The sequence below is a fragment of the Nonomuraea sp. NPDC050643 genome, from assembly GCF_040654715.1.
Taxonomy (GTDB): Bacteria; Actinomycetota; Actinomycetes; order Streptosporangiales; family Streptosporangiaceae; genus Nonomuraea.
Map to the genome: position 1 here is coordinate 33,904 of NZ_JBFAIM010000045.1, position 20,429 is coordinate 54,332.

Genomic DNA, 20,429 nt, shown 5'->3' on the forward strand with positions numbered 1-20,429 from the left:
ATCTGGCACGGGGGGACCGAATCAGTCATGACGGGACGTGTGCCGGGGAGCCACAAGGTTGTGGTGGACCGGTCGGAAGGCTTCGGCGAGCGACTGCTGGGGCAGTTGCTGGACCGGGCTCACACCATGCCGCCACAGCTCATCGCTCCGCTGGTGGCGGAGGAGGTGCGCAGGATGGGTGGCTGGGAGGTGTCGATCCTCCTTCAGGATTATGACCAGGTGATGTTGGTGCCGCTGCCGGGCAGGGGGCTCACAGGCGGCGATCCCCTGCCCATCGACGGGTCATGGGCAGGGCAGGCGTTTGTCAGCGAGGCGAGAGTGGAGCGTCCGGTGGCCGACGGCATCCGGATGTTCCTGCCGCTCCTCGATGGCAGTGACGAGGTCGGGGTGATGGCACTGACCCTCAGCAGGGTCGACGACCATGACCGACGATTGCTGCGACGGCTGGCCGGCTTGGTCGCCGATATGCTCGTGACCAAGAACAGCTATACAGACCAGTTCCTCTTGGCGCGGCGTCGAAAGCCGATGAGCTTGTCCGCGGAGATCCAGTGGTCGCTGCTGCCCCCGTTGTCCATGGTCGTCCCACAGGTCGCGGTCGCCGGAATCATGGAGCCCGCCTATGACGTCGCGGGAGACAGCTTGGACTACGCCCTCAATGAGGAAGTCCTGCACCTGGCCGTCATCGACGCGATGGGCCACGGGATGAACGCCGCTGTGCTGGCGACCGTGGCCATTGGCGCCTACCGGCACGCCAGACGCGCCAACGTCGGGCTTGCCGGATTGTACGAATTCATGGATGCCGCCATCGATGAACAGTTCGGCCCCGACCAGTTCGTCACGGCACAGATGGCGCGTCTGGACATCGGGTCTGGTTGCCTGGAATGGGTCAACGCAGGGCACCCGGCGCCGTTGCTGATCCGCGGTAACCGCGTCATCGAGGTGTTGGAGGGCGCGGGCACCCTCCCGGTCGGCTTTGGCGGTGCCGCCCCACAGATCAACACGCGTCGGCTCGTGCGTCACGATCGGGTGTTGTTCTACACCGATGGTGTCGTCGAAGAGCACGAGACGGGCGGTGAACAGTTCGGCGAACAACGTCTGATCGACTCCATCGAGCACGTCGGGCCCATGACGAGCAACGTGCAGCAGATGGTACGGACCCTCTCTCACACCCTGATGCGCCAGAGGAAGGGTGCGACAAGTGATGACGCCACCCTCTTCCTGGTCGAATGGCACGGCGGGACCGCCGACTACCTTGCCGAGGACGACCTCGCAGCGTCCTGAACACGTTCCCGACCGTCTTTCGGCGCCGCCGGTCCTGCCCGGCACCGCTCCTACCGGCTTCTCGCCTGCCGTCACCTTGCGGGCCTCGGCGCTGCCCGGCTGGCATCGCGTGCTGGTCGTCCGCACGGCGCCTTCCTCCCCGGTGTACAGTCAGGGCCGACGAGCACACCAGGAGGCGCGCGATGAGCCGTACGGACGGCATCCGGGCCTTCCGGTTCGTGGAGCAGGCCGGTCGCGGCTTCGGCGTCGCGCATGACCATCGTGATCCCGCACCGCGTAGCGCAACCCCCGCTTCGTGAGGGTGGCCCTGCTGGGGCCGGTCGCCTGGCGGACGCCTCCGCGCCACTACGGCCCCTGGGAGCAGGTCACCAGCCTGCTCGCCGAGGGGCTCACCGCCCGCGGTGTCGATGTCACGCTGTTCGCCACGCTGGACTCCCTCACGTCCGCGACGCTGGATGGAGTGTGCCCGCGCGGTTATGCCGACGATCCGTCCCTTGACGGACGGGTGTGGGAGGCGATGCATGTCGCGCACGCGTTGAGCCGTTCGGGGGAGTTCGACCTCGTCCACAGCCATCTCGACTGGCTGCCGCTCGCCTTCGCCGATCACTGCCGGGCCCCGCTGCTCACGACGGTGCACGGGTTCTCCGGCGCGGGCATCCTGCCCGCCTACGCCCGCGCCCGGTCCGCCTACGTGTCGATCTCGGACGCCGATCGCGCCACAGAGCTGGACTACGTCGCCACCGTTCACCACGGCATCGATCTCGACGCGTTTCCCTTCGACGCCGTGGGCGGCCGAGGGCTGATCGTCTTCGGCCGCGTTCATCCCGACAAGGGAACCCACACGGCCATCGAGATCGCCCGGCGGGCCGGGATGCCGCTGACCATCTGCGGAATCGTTCAGGACGAGCGGTACTTCGAGGAGGAGATCGCTCCGAAGATCGACGGCGAGCACGTCACGTTCCTCGGCTCGGTCGGGCCCGAGCGGCGCGGCGAGATCCTGGGCGGCGGCACCGCCCTGCTGCATCCCATCGCGTTCGACGAGCCCTTCGGCCTGGCGGTGGTCGAGGCGATGGCCTGTGGTACGCCGGTCGTCGCCTACCGGCGCGGATCCATGCCAGAGGTCGTGGACGAGGGGGTGACGGGTTTCCTGGTGGATTCCCTCGACGAGGCGGTCACCGCGGTGGCGCGCATCGCGACGATCGACCGCGCGGGCTGCCGTGCCCAAGCCGAACGCAGATTCAGTGCGTACCAAATGGTGACAAATTACCTGAATATATATTCGGAAATGTTAAGGAAATTTAGCGCCTGATAGTGTAACTCTTGCGCAGACCCACCATCGGCTGAGGGGTCGCGACAGCCGGGCCCCCGTATGAGGGCGGGCCCCCGGTGAGAGGCTCAGGTTCTTAGGCGTCTTCACCGCGTGCCGCATCGGCGTCCATTCTGGTGCGTCCTCATTCTGGAAGGCATGAAAATTGCCCCGCACTTATGGCTTTCTCAGCACGCATCCGCCGACCGAGTGCGGACTTGCGACGTTCAATTCGGCCCTGGCCGCCCAGTTCACCAGAGGTGGCCCGTTCGGCGGGATCGTTCGTGTCACCGCGGACAATGACGGCGAACGGCCGCCGTCCGGGGTTGTGCACACCTGGACTCCTGGCGGACGCGGCGGCTGGAAGGCCGCCGCCGCCGCTCTCGAAGACTTCGACGTGGCCATCGTGCAGCATGAGTACGGCATCTACCCCGGCCCCGACGGCGAGGACGTCGTGCCGCTGCTGTGCACTCTCGCCGTGCCGAGCATCGTGGTGCTGCACACCGTCCTGGCCAGGCCCACGCCCCGGCAGAAGGCCCTGCTCGAGGAGATCGGGGATGCCGCCGGCGCGTTGGTGACCATGACCGGCACCGCCCGTGACCGGTTGACGACCGGCTACCGGGTCGATCCGGACAAGGTGTTCCTCATCCCGCACGGAGCCGCCGATCACCTGCGGGTTCCGGCTCGGCGCCACTCCCGTCCGCACCTGCTCACCTGGGGGCTCCTCGGCCCCGGCAAGGGCATCGAATGGGCGTTGCGCGCGCTCGCGCTCCTCGGAGACCTCGAACCGTCGCCCCTCTACACGATCGCCGGGAAGACCCACCCCAAAGTGCTGGAGCATCAGGGCGAGACCTACCGCGACGGGCTGTACGACCTCGCCGCCCGCATCGGCGTGTCCAAGGCCGTCCGGCACGACCCGGTCTACCGGGACCAGGAGTCGCTGAGCGGACTGGTGCGTTCGGCCGATGTCGTCGTGTTGCCCTACGACTCTGCCGAGCAGGTCACGTCCGGTGTCCTCATCGAGGCCGTGGCCGCGGGTGTGCCGGTCGTGGCCACCGCCTTCCCGCACGCCGTGGAACTGCTCACCGACGGTCCCGGCCTGATCGTCCCGCATGGAGACCCTGCCGGGCTCGCCGCCGCCATCCGCCGGATCCTCACCGACCCCCAGTCGGTCCGCGATCTCACCGGCCGTAGCCGAGCCCTGATCCCGACCCTGCTGTGGCCGGCGGTCGCGGCCCGGTACGACCGTCTCGCGCGGTCGCTCCTCGCCGCCGAGCGGCCGGTCGCGGTGCTGCCATGAGGGCTCCCACCCCCGGTTTCAAACACCTGCTGCGGCTGAGCGACGACACCGGCCTGTTCGAGCATGCCCGGCACGCCATCGTCCTGCGCCATCACGGGTACTGCACCGACGACGTCGCCCGTGGCCTCGTCGTCATCAGCCGCGAACCGAGCCCGGTCCACCGTCTCTCCCGGCTAGCCGACTGCTACGTGGCCTTCCTCACGCATGCCCAGGATCGCTCCGGCGCGTTCCGCAACCGGCTCTCCTTCGACCGGCGCTGGAGCGACGAACCGGGCGTCGGCGACTGGTGGGGAAGGGCGATGTGGGGCCTGGGCACCGCCGCGGCCCGCAACTCCACCCCCTGGATCCGGCAGGAGGCGCTCTACGCCTTCGGTCTCGGCGCGAGGCAGCGCTCTCCGCATCCGCGCGCCATGGCCTTCGCCGGGCTCGGCGCGGCCGAGGTCCTGCGCGTCACCCCGGACGACAGCGCGGCCGCGAGCCTGCTGACGGACGCCGCGGAGGCCGTCGGCACCCCCGCGGAGGATCCCTCCTGGCCGTGGCCGCAGCCGTACCTGACCTACGCCAACGCCGCGCTCGCCGAGGTGGTCATCGCCGCCGGGGACCTCAGCGACGACCGGCACCTGCTCACCAGCGGCCTGAACATGCTCACCTGGCTGTGCGACGTCCAGACGACGGACGGCCGGCTCTCGGTCGTGCCCGTCGCCGGCTGGCGGCCGGACGCGCCGCGATCCCGCTACGACCAGCAACCGATCGAGGTGGCCGCGCTCGCCGACGCCTGCGCCACCGCCGCCCGCGTGACCGGCGACGACACCTGGCAGGAGCCGGTACGACGGTCGGTGGCGTGGTTCCAGGGCGCCAACGACGCCGACACCGCGATGTGGAACCCCGCGACCGGCGGGGGTTACGACGGCCTGACCGAACATGGCCCCAATCTCAACCAGGGCGCCGAATCGACCCTCGCGCTGATCTCCACCATGCAGCACGACCGGCGCCGGCCATGACCGGCGGGGATCTTGCCACCCGCATCGGCCCGACGCTCACTCCTGACGCGCGAAGAGTGATCATCAAGCTCTTCGTGCCCGGCGAGGACGCCGCGCTCACCCGTACCCGCGCCGCCGCGCTGATCGACCGCATCATGCTCTTCGACGACGACGAGACAACCGAACTGCTCCAGGAGACGCTGCGGCGCTACAGCGGTCGTCACGACGACCTCGAGACGACCTTCGCCCATCACTACGACCTGGTCCGCCATCGCGTCCCGCGCGAGGCCGAGCCGTCCCTGCCGGCCCGCCTGCTCGTGGGCGCCTACTTCAGCCACGAATACGCCGTGGAGGGCGCGGCGCTGTGCAACCCGTCGATCATCCCCCATCCCGACCAGTCCGGCCTGCGCCCCGGACAGCTCCGCGCGGTGATCAGCCTGCGGCAGATCGGCGAGGGACATCTGTCGTCCATCGGCTTCGCCACGGCGGTGCTCGGCCCGCGCTCCGACCTGACCATCGCCGACCGCGACGGCCCCCTGTCCGCCGGACGCCGTCACGCGACCCACCACCGGCGCGACCTGCTGGCCGCCGGACTCTCCGACGACGCACGGGACACCGAGGTCTCGGCCACCATGCTGGGGTCCCTGCCGGAGCGATTCAGTGACGACGACTTCGAGCGCGCGATCGCGCGACTGCCCGCCGACCTGCTCACCCGTACCACCACGCAGCAAACCCTGGAGGAACTGCGCCGCGCGACACGCTCGGAGTACGCCGTGGCCTTTCCCCCCGACCTGCCCCTGCACCGGCGGGTGCTCTGGCCGGCGACCGAGGCCGAGCGCAACGGCATGGAGGACGCGCGCTTCGTCCGGATCGTCGACGAGGACGGCAGGCCGTCCTACCGCGCCACCTACACCGCCTACGACGGGCGGCACATCCGCTCTCACCTGATCACGAGCGACGACCTGCGCCATTTCGAGATCACCCCCATGCGCGGCCCGGCTTCGGCCAACAAGGGGATGGCACTGTTCCCCCGCCCGGTCGACGGACGCAGTCTGGCGCTGTGCCGCTCCGATGGCGAGACCATCGGTATCACCGTCCTCGACCGGCACAACCGCTGGCAGCGACCGGTCCCGCTGCACCTGCCCAGCCGCGGCTGGGAGCTCATCCAGGTGGGCAACTGCGGATCTCCCATGGAGACCAGGTTCGGCTGGCTCGTCCTCATCCATGGTGTCGGCCCCATGCGCGACTACGCCATCGGGGCCCTGCTGCTCGACCGCGACCAGCCGCACCGGGTGGTCGCCGTGCTCCCAGGCCCACTCCTCACGGCCGACGGCACCGAACGCGACGGCTACGTGCCCAACGTCGTGTACTCCTGCGGCGGCCTGCTCCACGACGACGCCGTGTGGCTCCCTTACGGGGCGAGCGACACCCGTATCGGATTCGCCCGCGTGCCGCTCACCACCCTCATCGAAGCGATGCGCCCACCGGATTGAGGCGAGCCATGGGGCTCGGATCGGTGACGCGGCCACCCTCGTTCTCCCAGGCGGCTGAGCCGTCGTAGCCGCCGGGTACGTCCTCGTCTGGGCCCGAGGGGCGAAGGAGGTCAGCGGGACGAACGCCGACCGTGCCTGCGGCGGCGAGCGCGAGGGCCGCCGTGGCCGGGGCGTTCGCGGTGCCCGGCGGGATGACCAGCAGAGTGAGGGGCGCGGCTCCCGCGACGCTCAGGGTGATCAGGTGTGGGTCGGAGCTGCGGAACCAGCCCACTCTGACCTGGCAGCCGTTGGCGGGGATGCGGCGTGGAATGTGATCCCACGCGTCCAGATACAGGCCGACACGCTGGACGGCCCTGTCGAGCCGCCGGCCGACGGCGGAGATGAGGGCGGGCAGTTCGGCGGCGGCGTCCCGGGTGCGGGGCCACCACGCTCCGTCGACCGTGCCTCTCCGGTCAAGGAGGGGATTCAGGCTGAGCCTGAGCGCGGACTGGGTCGTGGGTACGTCGGCCGTGCCGGGATTTGACGGTGAGAGGAGTGTTGTCGCCATCATCGTTGCCTGGCCCGTCAGGCCCTCATCGTGGGCCGGAATGGTATATCGCCGCGGGCGACGCCAACCTGAATGCCAACGCACGAAATGTCCTCGGTATGTTTATTATACCTCGTTTTGCGAGGCATTCAGTCGCCATCGGCGAATTCGATGCGGTTATCGATCGCGGTGATAACCAGGTCGGCGATTGCTTCTTTGCCGTTCTCGGCCGGAAGAGCACCCTTGGAACAGGTCGCGTCGCGACCGTGAACGCCGGTCGGGCACGGTGCCCCGGTGACGGCTGGAGCATGCTCTACTTCGGCCGCTCCACCGGAAACCAGCTCCTGAAGCCGAAGGCGCGGCCACCATCAACGGGCCGGGCAAATTCCAGCTTCGAATAATCAGGAAATTGCCGGTACGAAATCTGGAGGAGTCATGAATCGTGCCATTGTTGTCGGCGCCGACGGTTCGGACGCTGCGACTGCGGCCGTCGAATGGGCGGCCGACGACGCCACCCGCGCTGCGGCCTCACTCCACATCGTCCACGTCGTGGACCGCTCACCGTACGAGATCGCCAGGTTCTCCATCCCGGGCCAGGCTGATGCCATCGCGCTCAGCGCGCGGAACGTTCTGACCGACGCCGAGGCCGTCGCTCGCAAGCGACAGCCCGGCATCGATGTCACCAGCGAACTGATGGAGGGCGCCGCCGCGGCGGTGTTGCGCGGTCAAGCAGGCAACGCCGGCGCGATCGTGATCGGCGGCACAGGACTCGGCGGATTCCCCGGGGCCGTGCTGGGCTCGGTCAGCGCCCACGTAGCCGGGCACGCACACGGCCCCGTGGTCATCGTCCGCTCCGATCCCGGCATCACCCATGGGGAGATCGTCATCGGACTCGACGACTATCACGCCGGCGAGCCGGCCCTCGCCTACGCTTTCGAGCAGGCGATGCTCCGCGCGAGCATGCTGCGCGTCATCTACGCGTGGCAACCACCGGCGCACGCCCACATCGCCGAAAGCGTCCATGACCTGGACGAGATCCACGCCGCCCAATGCCGGATCGCGGCCCGCATCCTCCTGGGATGGCGGCAGCGATATCCGCAGGTTCGTGTGGTCGAGGACGTCCAGCAGAACCACCCCGTCCATGCCCTCACCAGCGCGTCCGAAAAGTCGGATCTGGTCATCGTGGGCTCCCAGGGCCGAGGGGCGATCGGCACCGTGATGCTTGGATCCGTCGCCCTTGGCGTCCTCCACCATGCGCGCAACTCCGTCGCGGTGGTGCGGGCATGAAGGCACCAGTCTCGCCCTGGCCGGGGTGGTGCAGCCCAGGCCAGTGGCCAAGGATCCGATCGTCAGGGTTTCGTGGTGCGCGCAACCTGCCCATCACCCCTTCAACGCTGACCTCGTCAGACAGCGACGAACACCGGATCCGGCAGGCCCCGGCCGGTCAGGCCGGCTGAGTCACGCGCTCTGACCGCTGTGAGCAGAGCGACGTCCTGGTGATCGATTCTGGAGATGGATCCTTCCCGAATCGCCTGTTTCCGCCCACCACGCGGGGGCGTTGGCTTGAGGCGAACAAGTGTGATCGTCGGCGCCGGCAATCGGCCGGTGGCCGGCCCTCTGCTTCGACCGGTCCGGAAGACCGATCCCGCGCAGACAACGATGCACCGCCACAGGGAGTTCGGCCATGGGCATCATCGCTTGGATCATCCTCGGACTGGTCGCCGGACTGGTGGCCAGAATGCTGGTCCCCGGCAAAGACCGGCAAGGTCTGATCATCACCCTCCTGCTCGGCATCGCCGGCGCGCTGCTGGGCGGCTTCGTGGCCACCCAGGTGTTCCACCTCCCGGGTGTCCAGGGGTTCTTCAATCTGTCCACCTGGGTCTGCGCGATCGTCGGTGCGGCAGTGCTGCTGCTCGCCCACAACCTGGTCACCCGGCGTTCGGGCCGGCGCACCGGCCGCTGGGCCGGCCGCCGATGACCCCGCCCATCTCACCCCGCAGTTCACTCCGGTGCTCACGAGCCTGGCGCGGCGGAGGTGATGGGTGATGCCCGTCGCCGTGGCCATCGTGGTCATCGTCGTCGGCGCCATCCTCACCTTCGCCTTGGCCGACGGCTCGGTGGGCGGCCTCGACCTGCGCATCGTGGGCGTCATCCTGATGCTCGGCGGCGCCGTCGCCCTGCTGCTGCCCCTGCTGCTGCGCACCAGGTCACGCTGGAGCCGGTCGGCCGTCCGCCGCCGCCAGGACGTCATCGACGACCGGCCGCCGCCCACCCTGGCCGATCCACCCGGCGGCGACCGCCGACAGGGTGGTACCCGTCGGGCCGGCGACGATCGTCGCCTCCGATAGGAGCGCCACGGTCGTACCGGTGACCGCTTCCCTTTTCGAAGCCGTGCGGTACGGCCACCGGTACCGGCGGCGGCCGGGCCGCCGCCACAGCCCCGATTGACAGTCTGGATCAGTCGGCACACCGATACATCGGCGTGCCGCTGCAGGCCGTCGACATTTCCAGGAGGCAGATATGTCCACGATGATTTGGCTGGCCGTCGCTGTGGCGGTGGGCCTGGCGCTGGCCGTCGGCTACGTCTTGCTGCGCCAGCGCCGGCATGGCCTGCGCCGGCGCTTCGGCCCCGAATACGAACGCACCCTGAACGAACGAGACGACCGCGGCGCGGCCGAGCAGGAGCTGCGCGCCCGGGAGAAACGCTTCGCCACCCTCGACATCACGCCGCTCACCCCGGCCTCCCGGCAGACCTACGCCCAGCAATGGACCAACCTCCAAGAGCGGTTCGTGGACGCCCCGGGTCCCGCCGTCACCGAGGCCGGCGAACTGGTCACCGCCGCCATGGCCGCGCGCGGATATCCCACCGACGGCTTCGAGCAGCAGCTGGCGGACCTGTCGGTGGTGCATGGACGTACCCTGCACCACTACCGCCAAGCCCGCGAGATCAGCACGCGCGCCACCTCCGGCGAGGCCTCCACCGAGGATCTGCGGCAGGCCATGGTGCACTACCGCGTCCTGTTCGAGGAACTCCTCGACGACGGCGATGAGCACCACCCTCAATCGGCCGAAACCCGCCACGAGCAACCAGCACTCACCGACGACTCCCAGCAAAGGTGACCCGACATGGACCTCCGCAACGACCCCGAACGCCTTGATGAGCGACTCGACGAATTCGCCGACGCACCGCGGCCCGGACCCGTCGGCACACGCGCCAACGACGACCACGGCAACGACGACGCCCATTCGGCGACCCCGTCTGACCAGGTCGTCTTCGACCAGACGGACCAGCCGCCCCCCGCATCCGTACCCGCATCGCCCGCTCCGGCGGTGTCCCTGCTCGGCAGCGACCCGGCCGATGTCCAGGACCGCTGGCGCGATCTTCAGGCGTGCTTCGTCGACGACCCTCGCGATGCGGTGCAACGCGCCGACTCGCTCCTGGAGGAGATGGCGGCCTCGGTCCACCAGGCGCTGGAAAGCCGCATCCGTGAGCTGCAGGACCTCTGGAAGGACACCGGCCACCACGACACCGAGCAGCTGAGACTGGCCCTGCGCTCCTACCGCGACGTCATGCACCGGCTGCTGCCACTCGCCGACGAGCAGACGAGCCACTGACTCCGCCCACGGCCGCACGGCACCGAAAGCGAAGGAAAGAACAGATGGCCGTCCTGGACATCCCCCTGGAACAGATGACCGCCGAAGAGCTCCTGACCGAAATGGCCCGGCCGCAGACGTCGCAGGCGCACAAGGCCCTGCTGCGCGAGCGGCTGGTGGAGACGCACGCCTGGATGGCCAAGTCCCTCGCGCGCCGCTACCGCAACCGCGGCGAACCCATGGAAGACCTCCTACAGGCCGCCTACGTCGGTATGGTCAAGGCCATCAACCGGTTCGACGCCGGCCTCGGCCACGACTTTCGCCGCTACGCGGCCGTCACCATGGCGGGTGAGGTCAAACGCCATTTCCGGGACCGCGCGTGGGCCATCCGGGTTCCCCGCGTCCACCAGGAACGCCGCTCGCGGCTGATCCGGCTGTCCGCCGACCTCACCCAGGCCCTGGGCCGCTCGCCGACCGTCGCCGAACTGGCGGCCGACATGGGTCTGTCGCAGGAAGACGTCCTGCTGACGATGGACGCCTCGGCCGCCTACAGCGCCCTGTCGTTGGACGCCCCCCTCGAGAACGGCGGCGGCCACGGGCCCAGCGTCAGCCTGGCCGATCTCCTGCCCTGTCACGATGAAGCACTGGACACCGTCGTCGGCCGCCAGTCCGTCAGGCCGCTCATCGACGCCCTTCCCGCGCGCGAGAAGCACATCCTGCTGCTGCGCTTCTACGGCAACCACACCCAAGCCGAGATCGCCGCCGAGTTCGGAATCTCCCAGATGCACGTCTCCCGCATCCTCCGTAACGTCCTGGGCCGGCTGCGAAGATCACTGACCGACTGACCGCTTCTGAGGGCTGTGATGACGGTGAAGAACGGGGCCAGGCCCATGGGTCGCCAGGGGGCCGGCACCTCAGGACCATTGCATGCCGTCGTCGCTTACCCCGGCGGGCTCATCGCCTTGTGGCTGGTCGCCATCGGTTTCGCCGAGCCGGCGTTGTGGCGGCTGGCCGAGGTAGCCTACGGGCAGGCGCCCCGCGCGAGCTGACACCTTCGCAACGTTGTCACGACCCCGCCTCGACCCGCGGCCCATTCGTCCCCCACTATCCCGTAGGAGGCCCCGGTATGAGCACCAAGGACGCCATCAGCGTCCCCGCTTTCGTGAGTGCTGCCGTGCTCGCCGCCCTGCTCGAACGACTCGTGATCGCGCTCACCGCCATCACGGCTACCGGCCAGGTCCTGCGCATCTGCCCGCTTGCCGATGGCGCGGGCCTGCGGGTCGAGGGCGAACTCGATCGCACCGCCCTGCCCGACCTGAGGCAGGCGCTGGGCTCGATGGCGAGCGGCGGCTTCTGCGTCGATCTGGGTGGCCTGGCGTTCATCGACCTCGGCGGACTGCGCGCCCTGGTCAGCGCCGGTGCCGCTCTGTACGGGGGTGACGGTGACCGCCACGTTCTCACGTTGCGGTCGGTGCCCCCGCACGTGCGGCGCCTGCTCGTACTCACCGGCTGGCACCAGGCACCCGGTCTCCACCTGCAGGCGCCGACACGGCCCGGTTGACCCCAGCGCCTGGTGTCGCCTGTCGGGCCCACGTGCCTGGGACAGTCGAATCGTTCGATAGCGGCGACGGGGCGCCTCACCCAGCGGATGGCCCAGCGGGCAGGTCGCCCACCCCGGCGGCTGGGCGCTGAGCGGCAGCCTGCTCACTGACGCCGACCGAATTCTGGCTCTCCTCGCCGACCGGCAGGGCACCCCTCCGGTGCCGGCCACGTGAGACACCAGCGGCCCCGGACTGAAGGAATGTGCCACGGATATGACGCTGGCCTGTGATGACATCCGGCGAGGGATGTGAGGACGGCCGATCACCGCCACCACGCTGGTCATGGGGGAGCGTTCAGAGAGTGGCCTGGCCGTGGGAAGGTTGCGTGCGGTCCCGTGGCGGATTCGGTTTTCTTGGCAAGGATGACCACCCTTTCGTCGGCATTGTGGTCCCGGTGTCCGACCAGTGCCCGCGCATAGGGGCATCCGGCGGCATACGTGTCGACTGCCGAAACCGCCGCCCCGGAAGACGTGACGTCACCTGCCACACAGTCCCGCGGCCGGCTCGCCGCTCTGGACGATGAGGCCCAGCGCCGGTCCGCCTCGATCGACGTGGGCGACATCCGGACTCGAACCCACGACATCATCCGGCGGATCGAGTCGGCCGGTCAGAACGCTGCGACGGCGCGGCTCCAAGCCGACGACATGGCCCGGCGGCTGACCGAGTTCCGATCCCGCCGGCTGCCTTCCGGCGCCCATGCCGCGCCTGCCGTCCAGGGCGCGCGGGCGATGGTCGCGGCGGAAAGGAACGGACATGCGGCCAGGCCCGCGTTCGAGATGGGCGACCCCGCCAGGGCCCATCGGCCGGGCCGGCTTCCGTCTCCTGGACCGGGGCCTGGACGTGCTGCCCCGGACCGGGTGATCCGGGGCAGCGCTCTCACACTCGCCCTTCCGTTCCGGCTGCGGGAGATCAGGGCGTGAGGAAGCAGCCCTTCCGTACGCCCGGCAGCGGATCGGTGCCGAATGCCGCCGTCGTACAGCCGGTGCCGCCGGTGAACGACCTGTACACGAACCGGCCCCGTGCGCCGTACGCGACGGTCTGCTGTCCGCCGAAGGCGCACGTCCCGGTTTCGTCCGAGCAGGCCGTGGCGTAGCCGGGCGGGCCGCCGGTGGCGGTGTAGCAGCCCTTCGACTCGCCGGGGATCGGGTCGCCGAACGTGGCGTCGGTGCAGGGGGTGTCGCCGGTGGCCGTGATCGTGGCGAACGCGCCGAAGGCGCCGTACATCACCGGCTGTCCCGCCGCGGCCGGGCACGTGCCGTTCTGGGGCGCGCACATGGTCCAGCCGCCGGGCGGACCTCCCGCGGACGGCAGGTAGCAGGACTTGGCGACTCCGTCGATGGGATCGCCGAAGTGGGCGTTGGTGCAGGGGACTGAGCCGTTGGTGACCTGGTGCGCGAAGTTGCCGTTGGCGCCGTAGGCGACGTCACGGTTGTAGCCGGGCACCGCACAGGTGCCGCCCTCGGCCGCGCAGACGTGGTATCCGGGCGGGCCGCCCGCGTCGGCGACGTAGCAGGACTTGACCAGATTCGACGCCGGGTCGCCGCCGAAGGAGGCGTTGGTACAGGTGGTGCCGCCGGTCGCCGTCTTGTACGTGTAGGACCCTGCCCCGTAGGCCACCGAGCGGATGCCGGCGAAGGCGCACGTGCCGCCCTCGCCCGCGCACCGGGTGTAGCCCGCGCGCAGGACGCCCGTACCCGGCTCGGGGGGCGGGGCGGGATTGCCCAGCCCGGTGGCGTTCACGGTGTAGCCGCCCGGAGCGACGCCGGTGAGGTAGACATAGGTGTCGTCCTGGCTCGCGCCGGTGATTCCCGCGGTGGGCGTGAAGGTCCCGTTGCTCCAGACGACGGCGCCGTTCACGGACACCGAGATGTTGCCGCCGAACTTCGGGACGCCGATACGGCCGGTGGTGCCGGCGGGGCTGGTGAGGCGCGCCGCGTACGTGCCGGCGGCGGGGACGCGAGACCAGGAGGCGTTGACGGCCCCCTGGGGCATGGTGATGCGGCCCTCGGCGCTGGTCAGGTCGCCGGGGTGCGGAACGAAGCGGTACGCGCCGGCCGCCGACTCCGGTGCGGTGCCGAGCACGTCGAAGGTGAGCGTGGAGGTGGGCGCGGTGGACCAGCCATGGGCCAGGCTCATGAACGAGCCCCCGTAGGCGTGGCCGCCGTCGGCCCTGATGCCCTCCCAGAAGGTGCTCTTGGTGCCGATGCCGCTGTTGAGCATGTGGCCCCAGGTGCGGCGGATCTGCGCCAGGGCGGTGTGGTCGTCGTTGGCGGCGAAGTGGGCGTTCAGCTCCATCCCGCCGGCGAAGGGCGAGACGTTGCCGCCCCACTCGGGGGTGGCGGGGCCGTAGATGCCCCAGCGGGTCGCGAGCCGGCCGACGATGGTCCGCGACTTCGCGGGGGAGTCGGTGAGCCCGTACCAGACCGCGAGCGAGTTGCCGTCCTGCGGGTACAGGCCGCTGGTCGGGTTGTCCCTGTACAGGCCCTGCGAGGCGTCCCACAGCCGGGAGTTGGCCGCGCTCTTGAGGGCGGTCGCCCTGGTGGTCCAGTTCGTGGCGAGCGCGCTCTCACCCTTGACCGAGGCCAGGGTGGCGCCGCTCCTGAGCGTGGCGTACAGCAGTGCGTTGGCGGAGATGTTCTCGCCGCCCTGGCCGACGCGGGCCCAGTCCTGGGTGCGGGTCACGTTGAGGAGACCGCTGCCGCCGATCTTGGCGATGATGAAGGCCATTCCCCGCTTGTAGCCGGCCCAGTGGGAGTCCAGCCAGGCCCGGTCGGCCGAGTACGTGTAGTACGTCGCCGTGCTCAGGAGTGTCCACAGGTGGTAGGTGTCCGAGCCGGTGAGGTTGAACGGCGGTCCGGACCAGGGGATCTCTCCCTCGGCGGACTGCACGCCGTACATCGTGCTGATCGCGTTGCGCGTCGAGGTGAGGTCACCCGAGTAGGCGTACTGCGTGGGCACGGCGATGCCCAGGTCGCCGGGCCACACCGTCCGGTCCCGTTTGGCCCCGTCGACCAGGACGGAGTCGCCCACGCCGACCGTGGCGGCGTTGTTCCACGCTGTGGCCGGTGGCGGCCAGGCGCGGCCCTGGTCGGAGGCGATCGTGTTGAGCTGCACCGTGTACGCCCCGGCGTACCAGATGCGGTTGAGCAGGTCGTCGCTGGAGCGGAAGTAGTTGGCGTAGTCGGCCGGGTTGGCCTTTCCCGGGGCCGCGGTGAAGGCGAGGCTGACGCCCTTGAGGTCCACCCAGCCCGAGGTGTCGAGGAAGACGGTGAGATAGCGGAAGCCGCCCCGCTGTTGGGCGGTGGGCATGGTGTAGGCGCCGTTGGCGGAGGCCGTGGCGTACAGCGCTCCGTCCTCGCCGTCGCGGCCGCTGCTCCGGTCGCTGTTGGTGCCCACGTACAGGGACGACTCGCTGAAGGCGAGGCCGACCCGCTGGCCGCCGCTGGTGTCGCCGAAGGACAACGTGGCCAGGCCGGCGACCTCTTTGCCGAAGTCGAGGGCGATGGCCGACCGCGCGCCGGAGATCCGCGCAGGTAGCCCGCTGAGGACGTTCTGCGGGTTCGCGACGCTGCCGGACGTGGAGTACACGGCGGTCGGCTTGAGGGTGCGGGAGGTCGGCGAGTAGCTCAAGGGGTCAACGGCCGCCGGGCCGATCTCCGTTGTGGGCGCCGCGGTGGCGGACGGCACCGGGCCTGCCGTCAGCAGAACGGCGAGCAGGGCGAGGCTGGGTAAGTGGTGCCGGGGCACGGAAACCTCCAGGGGCCGAGGGCGAGACTATTTGATCGTTTTAATGTGGGACCACGAAACCCGACGGCCAATCGGAAAGTTTGTTACAAGATGAGTTCCACCGAATGATGGACGTGTGCAAACAGCGTGTCAACCCGTCGTCGTCACTGCGGGCCTCTCTTAAAACGTTCCTTCGGTAGCTATTGACAAGGCTCGTCAAGCCGGTTTCACTGCGGTCGGAAACAGGTATCGACCAGTGCCCGATTCCCGCCCGCAGGGCGGCATCCCCCATCGTGAGATCGAGGCGAGCTTCGGTGTCTTCACGCAGCGCTGACAACGTTGTCAGGTCACTCCTCACCTTCCTGCTGACGGCCGCTCTCGCGTGTGCGGCACTGGTGCCGGCCGCGACGCCCGCGGCCGCCGCCACCCCGGTGTGCGTACTGGCCTGTGACACGCTGGACCCCTCGCTGGCCCGGCAGGAGAGCTTTCCGGTACCGACCAGGAACCTCAACGGCCGCAGCCTCCGACTGCACGTCTCCAACGCGGACGACATGGCGTGGGCCAGCATCGACGACGGCGTGACGGGCGACTCGGTATGGCTGGACCGCTCCTGGGACGGCGGCGCCACCTGGGAGGGGCTCCTGGGCAAGGCGAGCATCCCGGGAACCTGGACCGGCACCAGGACGCTGATGTACAACATCACCGATCCCCGCAACCACCGACGCGGACTGGTCCGGGCCTGCGGCGACGCCGCCGCCGTCGGCTGCACGGACTGGGCCCGCCCCGCCGTCTGCGACACGCTCTGCGACGGCACCAACGCCGGCCAGGCGGCCGGGGACGATCAGCCGGTGCCGGCCACGACCCTCTACGGCCGCACGATCCGGCTGCATGTGGACCAGAAGAACTCCATGGCCTGGGCGAGCATCGAATCCGGCGGTGTCGGCGACGAGATCTGGCTCGACCGCTCCTGGAACGGCGGTTCGACCTGGCCGGGCGGCTCATCGCTCGGCCGTACCGGCACCCCGGCCGGAGCCACCGGCACGCGTACCGCGATGTACGCCACCCGCGATCCGCGCGGCCTCCTCTACGGCGGCGCGGTCCGCGCCTGCGGCCGGGAGGCCTCCCACCAGGAGGGCAGTTGCACCGCCTGGGTCAGACCCGCGCCGACCAGGGCGCGCGCCGCGGCCGACGCGCTCATGTACTCCTACGACCCGTACAACGGCTGGTGGCCCAGCAGTTGGTGGAACTCCGCCGCCACCCTCAGCTCCCTCATCGGCTTCGCCCGGACCACCGGCACGCACGACTACGACTGGATCGTGGCGCGCACCTTCGAGCAGAACAAGGGCGTCTTCGCCGCCGGAGTGCGCAGCACGGACGCGCTCGAGGGCCACTTCATCAGCCGTTCCATCGACGACTCGGCCTGGTGGGCCATCGCCTGGATCGACGCGTACGACCACACCGGCGACGTCCGCTACCTCAATGAGGCCGTCATCATCGCCAACTACGTCCAGCAGTACTGGGACCCCGGTAGCTGCGGGGGCGGCGTGTGGTGGGACCGGGAACGCACCTACAAGAACGCCGTGACGAACGGGCAGTACCTCTGGCTGACCACGGCGCTGCACCAGCGCATCCCCGGCGACACCGGATGGCTCCAGCGGGCGAGGACGGCTGCCGGCTGGTACCGGTCAAGCGGGATGATCAACTCCTCGGGACTGGTGAACGACGGACTGAACTCCTCCTGCGCCAACAACGGCGGCACCGTGTGGAGTTACAACCAAGGACTGGCCATCGGCGGCTTCACCGAACTGTGGAAGACGACCGGGGACGGCTCGCTGCTGGCCACCGCGCGAGCCCTGGCCGACGCCGCCGTCAGCAGCACGGCGCTGACCCGGGCCGGAGTGCTCACCGAGTCCTGCGACATCGGCTCGGCCGCCTGCGACGACAACCAGAAACAGTTCAAGGGCATCTTCATGCGGCACTTCGCCGACCTCGCGAAGGCCACCGGTTCCAGCACCTACCGGAGCTACCTGCAAAAGCAGGCGGACACGCTGTGGGCGCAGGACCGCAGCTCACTCAACACCCTCGGCCAACGCTGGGCCGGCACCAGCCCCAACCAGACCGACTGGCGCACGCAGGCCAGCGCGCTCGGAGCACTCACCGCCGCCGCGGGCTGACGTCGGGAACCAGGAAGAGCAGAGCCCCCGAATCCAGGACGAAGGCCATGCATCGCAGCCGTCAAGGACTCTCCGGCGTGTGGGGCGCGAAACGATGATCGTTTCCCTGGCCGCGTCTTCGATCGCCGAGTACGATCCGGCGATGACGGTTTCGCGCACGGTCGTCCGTACCCGAAGGCTGGATCTGACGTTCTTGGCGGTTGCCGGCTTGATTTTGCTGGTGGGCTTGATGTGGTTGCTCGGGCCCGGGGCAGGCTGGGTCCTGGAGCACGTCGACGGTGTGACGGGATTATCGGGCAAAGAGCGTGCTGAGGCCCTGGACGCGATCCGGGGCCGGGGACTGGCAGTGTCGACGGGGGTGGTGGCGCTGGTGGCGGTGTTCTACACCGCTCGTAACGCCGACACCGCCCGGCGCACGTACGAGGTGGGCCAGCGGACTCTCGCTCTCAGTGAGCAGGGCCTGGTCACCGATCGATACACCAAGGCGATCGAGCAACTCGGCTCGGCGGAGCCGGCCGTCCGGCTGGGTGGCATCTACGCGCTGGAACGGATCGCTCGTGACTCGGCGCGCGATCATCCGGCCGTGATGGAGGTGCTTACCGCGTTCGTACGCGAGCCCTCCCGGCTGGCCCACGCCGGCACACCCGACCGTGAGGTGCACGGGCAGGACCAGAAGGCGACGGCATCGTTGCAAGGGCGGCCACGGCTGCGGGCGGACGTACAGGCGGCAGTGGCTGTGATAGGTCGCCGAAACGTCAGCCATGACGACCCCGGCCGCGGACGAGTTGATCTCGCTGAGGCGAACCTTGCGGGCGCGGATCTGGCGGGAGCCCGGCTCGGCGGGGTCGACCTTGCCCAAGCCGACCTCACCGACGCCGACCTGGCCGGAGCAGACCTCTCTCACGCGAACCTGTGGCGAGCCGACCTCACCCGCGCTTCGCTCACGACCGCGGATCTGACAGGAGCGATCCTCGATGGGGCCAGGCTCACTGATGCGCTGACCACGGGGGCGAACTTCGACGGCGCGAAACTGGACGGTGTGCTCGGCCTGCCGGACGCGGCAGGAGAGCAGCCACCTGGAGTCGGTTGACCGCGTACCAGGATCATCCTGTCCGCTGACATCACCGGGACAGCCAGGCCGTAACAGCGCACGTGCCGGAAAATGCGCAGATGGCGCGAGCCTGTGTGTTGGATCGAGCTCGGACCGGGTGCCCTGGCGGGATCTGCCAGAGAAGGCCTGCGGTGCATTCGTGGCGTTTGCGCCGACCGTTGGCCGCGAGGTGCTCACGGTGAAAGGCCAGAAAGATCGAACTTCGCAAAGATCGGGCGATCGAGGCTTCTCGTCGAGCGCAGCGGCGGCGCGTATCGGGCGTGCGGGCTGGTTGCGCCGGCGACCTGCTCGGCGAACGTCGCCGCCTTCGCACACGGTGCTCATGCACTTGAACCGGCGTATGACGGAAGCCTCCGGCCACAACCGCGCCCAACCGCACGGTCCCCGCACGGGCCCGGACATGCTCAGCGGAAGTCGGCGGCATGATCGGTCGCCCAATGAAGGAACGTATGTGCCGGCTTTCCGGTGATGTCCTCGACGGCGGACGTGATCGGGCCTGGCCACGTGACCATGTCGGCGTATGCGTTGAGGACGACATCGACGACCTCGGCGGGCTGCCACGCCAGCATCTCCTGCCGTGCTGCGGCCGATGAGATCTCCTCCCACCGTAACGGGCGACCGATCGCGTCGCCGATGATACGTGCCTGCTCGGCCTGGGTCAGGAGCTCCGGACCGGTGAGGACGTAGTCGCGCCCGCCATGGCCGTCCCGGGTCAGTGCACGTACCGCCACGGCCGCGATGTCCCGCTCGTGAAGGAGGGTCATCGCCGCGTCGCCATAGGCGCCACGCACGACGTCGCCGGAGCGGATCTGCGACAGCCATCGCCGGGTGTTGGTCGCGAAACCATGCGGTCGCAAGAACGTCCATTCCACTCCGGAATGCTTGATGGCCTGTTCCACATCGGCGTGTAGCTGAGCAATCGGTCCGATCTGCTCGATGAGATCGTCGCGAATCGCCCCTGAGGAGAGGAACACGACCCGTTGCGCGTACTTCTTGACCACCTCCATTGCCGCAGATGCGAGTTCGGCGGAGGGGAGAGGCCACATCATGAAAACCGCCTCGACATCGCGCATGCCGACCTCGAGGGTCTCGGGCGCGCTCAGGTCACCGCGTACGGCCTCGACGCCGTCGGGCAGGTGGGCCGACGCGAGATCGCGGGTCAACGCCCGAACGCGCACGCCGACGTCCAGGAGTTGGGACAAGACCTGCCTGCCGATGTTACCGGTGGCCCCTGTCACCAAAATCACGATATTCACCCCGTTGTTTCTGTCGGTAGCAAGAGAAGGGCCCGCCTGGTACGAGCCTGGGCCGCTGGGTTGCCCAGTGGGTTGCCCAGT

The 20,429-nt window shown here is 69.3% G+C and carries 18 protein-coding genes; 15 read left to right on the forward strand and 3 right to left on the reverse strand.

Going from position 1 to position 20,429, the window contains the following annotated elements; translation table 11 throughout:
- The first annotated feature begins 27 nt into the window (after positions 1–27).
- The 5 genes from AB0I15_RS42620 (at position 28) to AB0I15_RS42640 (ending at position 6,360) form a co-directional block, all read left to right on the forward strand.
- Entirely contained in the window at positions 28–1,281 is a 1,254-nt protein-coding gene (locus AB0I15_RS42620; protein ID WP_358109402.1) for a PP2C family protein-serine/threonine phosphatase, read from the forward strand.
- 295 nt (positions 1,282–1,576) lie between these two features.
- The gene (locus tag AB0I15_RS42625; RefSeq protein ID WP_358109405.1) at positions 1,577–2,590 is read left to right on the forward strand and encodes a glycosyltransferase family 4 protein; all 1,014 of its coding nucleotides are present in this window, start codon (positions 1,577–1,579) and stop codon (positions 2,588–2,590) included.
- Positions 2,591–2,915: 325 nt separating this feature from the next.
- The gene (locus tag AB0I15_RS42630) at positions 2,916–3,887 is read left to right on the forward strand and encodes a glycosyltransferase (protein WP_358109408.1); all 972 of its coding nucleotides are present in this window, start codon (positions 2,916–2,918) and stop codon (positions 3,885–3,887) included.
- On the forward strand, positions 3,884–4,888 hold the full coding sequence (locus AB0I15_RS42635) for a glycosyltransferase (protein WP_358109410.1): 1,005 nt from the start codon (positions 3,884–3,886) through the stop codon (positions 4,886–4,888). The genes AB0I15_RS42630 and AB0I15_RS42635 overlap by 4 nt, the downstream gene beginning before the upstream one ends.
- A 56-nt stretch (positions 4,889–4,944) precedes the next feature.
- The gene (locus AB0I15_RS42640) at positions 4,945–6,360 is read left to right on the forward strand and encodes a glycoside hydrolase family 130 protein (protein ID WP_358109413.1); all 1,416 of its coding nucleotides are present in this window, start codon (positions 4,945–4,947) and stop codon (positions 6,358–6,360) included.
- Here AB0I15_RS42640 and AB0I15_RS42645 read toward each other — a convergent pair.
- Positions 6,332–6,907, reverse strand: a complete 576-nt coding sequence (locus tag AB0I15_RS42645) for a DUF5994 family protein (RefSeq protein WP_358109416.1) — start codon at positions 6,905–6,907, stop codon at positions 6,332–6,334. The genes AB0I15_RS42640 and AB0I15_RS42645 overlap by 29 nt on opposite strands.
- 414 nt (positions 6,908–7,321) lie before the next feature.
- On the opposite strand from AB0I15_RS42645, the gene AB0I15_RS42650 reads away from it, so the two are divergent.
- The 8 genes from AB0I15_RS42650 to AB0I15_RS42685 all read left to right on the forward strand — a co-directional run bounded on the left by AB0I15_RS42650 (position 7,322) and on the right by AB0I15_RS42685 (position 13,001).
- Positions 7,322–8,173: a universal stress protein gene (locus tag AB0I15_RS42650; protein WP_358109419.1), complete on the forward strand. Its 852-nt coding sequence runs from the start codon at positions 7,322–7,324 to the stop codon at positions 8,171–8,173.
- A gap of 397 nt (positions 8,174–8,570) precedes the next feature.
- Complete coding sequence (locus AB0I15_RS42655) at positions 8,571–8,864, forward strand: GlsB/YeaQ/YmgE family stress response membrane protein (RefSeq protein WP_358109422.1); 294 nt, start codon at positions 8,571–8,573, stop codon at positions 8,862–8,864.
- 67 nt (positions 8,865–8,931) lie between these two features.
- Positions 8,932–9,234, forward strand: a complete 303-nt coding sequence (locus AB0I15_RS42660) for a hypothetical protein (RefSeq protein WP_358109425.1) — start codon at positions 8,932–8,934, stop codon at positions 9,232–9,234.
- Positions 9,235–9,406: 172 nt separating this feature from the next.
- The gene (locus AB0I15_RS42665) at positions 9,407–10,006 is read left to right on the forward strand and encodes a hypothetical protein (RefSeq protein ID WP_358109428.1); all 600 of its coding nucleotides are present in this window, start codon (positions 9,407–9,409) and stop codon (positions 10,004–10,006) included.
- A 6-nt stretch (positions 10,007–10,012) separates the two neighbouring features.
- Positions 10,013–10,501: a hypothetical protein gene (locus AB0I15_RS42670; protein WP_358109431.1), complete on the forward strand. Its 489-nt coding sequence runs from the start codon at positions 10,013–10,015 to the stop codon at positions 10,499–10,501.
- Between the two features lie 44 nt (positions 10,502–10,545).
- On the forward strand, positions 10,546–11,325 hold the full coding sequence (locus AB0I15_RS42675; protein ID WP_358109434.1) for a SigB/SigF/SigG family RNA polymerase sigma factor: 780 nt from the start codon (positions 10,546–10,548) through the stop codon (positions 11,323–11,325).
- Positions 11,326–11,606: 281 nt separating this feature from the next.
- Positions 11,607–12,041, forward strand: coding sequence for an STAS domain-containing protein (locus tag AB0I15_RS42680; protein ID WP_358109437.1), 435 nt, complete (start codon positions 11,607–11,609; stop codon positions 12,039–12,041).
- Positions 12,042–12,518: 477 nt separating this feature from the next.
- Entirely contained in the window at positions 12,519–13,001 is a 483-nt protein-coding gene (locus tag AB0I15_RS42685) for a hypothetical protein (protein ID WP_358109440.1), read from the forward strand.
- Here AB0I15_RS42685 and AB0I15_RS42690 read toward each other — a convergent pair.
- A complete protein-coding gene (locus AB0I15_RS42690; RefSeq protein WP_358109443.1) occupies positions 12,991–15,828 on the reverse strand; it encodes a hypothetical protein in 2,838 nt (945 codons plus the stop codon). The two genes, AB0I15_RS42685 and AB0I15_RS42690, sit on opposite strands and share 11 nt — an antisense overlap.
- A 293-nt stretch (positions 15,829–16,121) precedes the next feature.
- Here AB0I15_RS42690 and AB0I15_RS42695 point away from each other — a divergent pair, with 293 nt between their 5' ends.
- Positions 16,122–17,981 (forward strand): glycoside hydrolase family 76 protein, encoded by a 1,860-nt coding sequence (locus tag AB0I15_RS42695; protein WP_358109446.1) that lies wholly within the window; start codon positions 16,122–16,124, stop codon positions 17,979–17,981.
- Between the two features lie 79 nt (positions 17,982–18,060).
- Positions 18,061–19,071 carry a pentapeptide repeat-containing protein gene (locus tag AB0I15_RS42700; protein WP_358109449.1) on the forward strand — a complete coding sequence of 337 codons (1,011 nt, stop codon included), beginning with the start codon at positions 18,061–18,063 and terminating at the stop codon, positions 19,069–19,071.
- A 425-nt stretch (positions 19,072–19,496) separates the two neighbouring features.
- Here the strand turns inward: AB0I15_RS42700 and AB0I15_RS42705 are convergent, their stop codons facing one another.
- Positions 19,497–20,348, reverse strand: a complete 852-nt coding sequence (locus AB0I15_RS42705) for an NAD(P)H-binding protein (protein ID WP_358109452.1) — start codon at positions 20,346–20,348, stop codon at positions 19,497–19,499.
- Positions 20,349–20,429: the final 81 nt, after the last annotated feature.

Bases quoted from the DNA above. Each gene is read 5' to 3' on its own strand.
- AB0I15_RS42675 (WP_358109434.1), top strand. From the start codon at position 10,546: ATGGCCGTCCTGGACATCCCCCTGGAACAGATGACCGCCGAAGAGCTC.
- AB0I15_RS42680 (WP_358109437.1), top strand. From the start codon at position 11,607: ATGAGCACCAAGGACGCCATCAGCGTCCCCGCTTTCGTGAGTGCTGCC.
- AB0I15_RS42620 (WP_358109402.1), top strand. From the start codon at position 28: ATGACGGGACGTGTGCCGGGGAGCCACAAGGTTGTGGTGGACCGGTCG.
- AB0I15_RS42650 (WP_358109419.1), top strand. From the start codon at position 7,322: ATGAATCGTGCCATTGTTGTCGGCGCCGACGGTTCGGACGCTGCGACT.
- AB0I15_RS42665 (WP_358109428.1), top strand. From the start codon at position 9,407: ATGTCCACGATGATTTGGCTGGCCGTCGCTGTGGCGGTGGGCCTGGCG.
- AB0I15_RS42670 (WP_358109431.1), top strand. From the start codon at position 10,013: ATGGACCTCCGCAACGACCCCGAACGCCTTGATGAGCGACTCGACGAA.
- AB0I15_RS42660 (WP_358109425.1), top strand. From the start codon at position 8,932: ATGCCCGTCGCCGTGGCCATCGTGGTCATCGTCGTCGGCGCCATCCTC.
- AB0I15_RS42635 (WP_358109410.1), top strand. From the start codon at position 3,884: ATGAGGGCTCCCACCCCCGGTTTCAAACACCTGCTGCGGCTGAGCGAC.
- AB0I15_RS42655 (WP_358109422.1), top strand. From the start codon at position 8,571: ATGGGCATCATCGCTTGGATCATCCTCGGACTGGTCGCCGGACTGGTG.
- AB0I15_RS42645 (WP_358109416.1), bottom strand. From the start codon at position 6,907: ATGGCGACAACACTCCTCTCACCGTCAAATCCCGGCACGGCCGACGTA.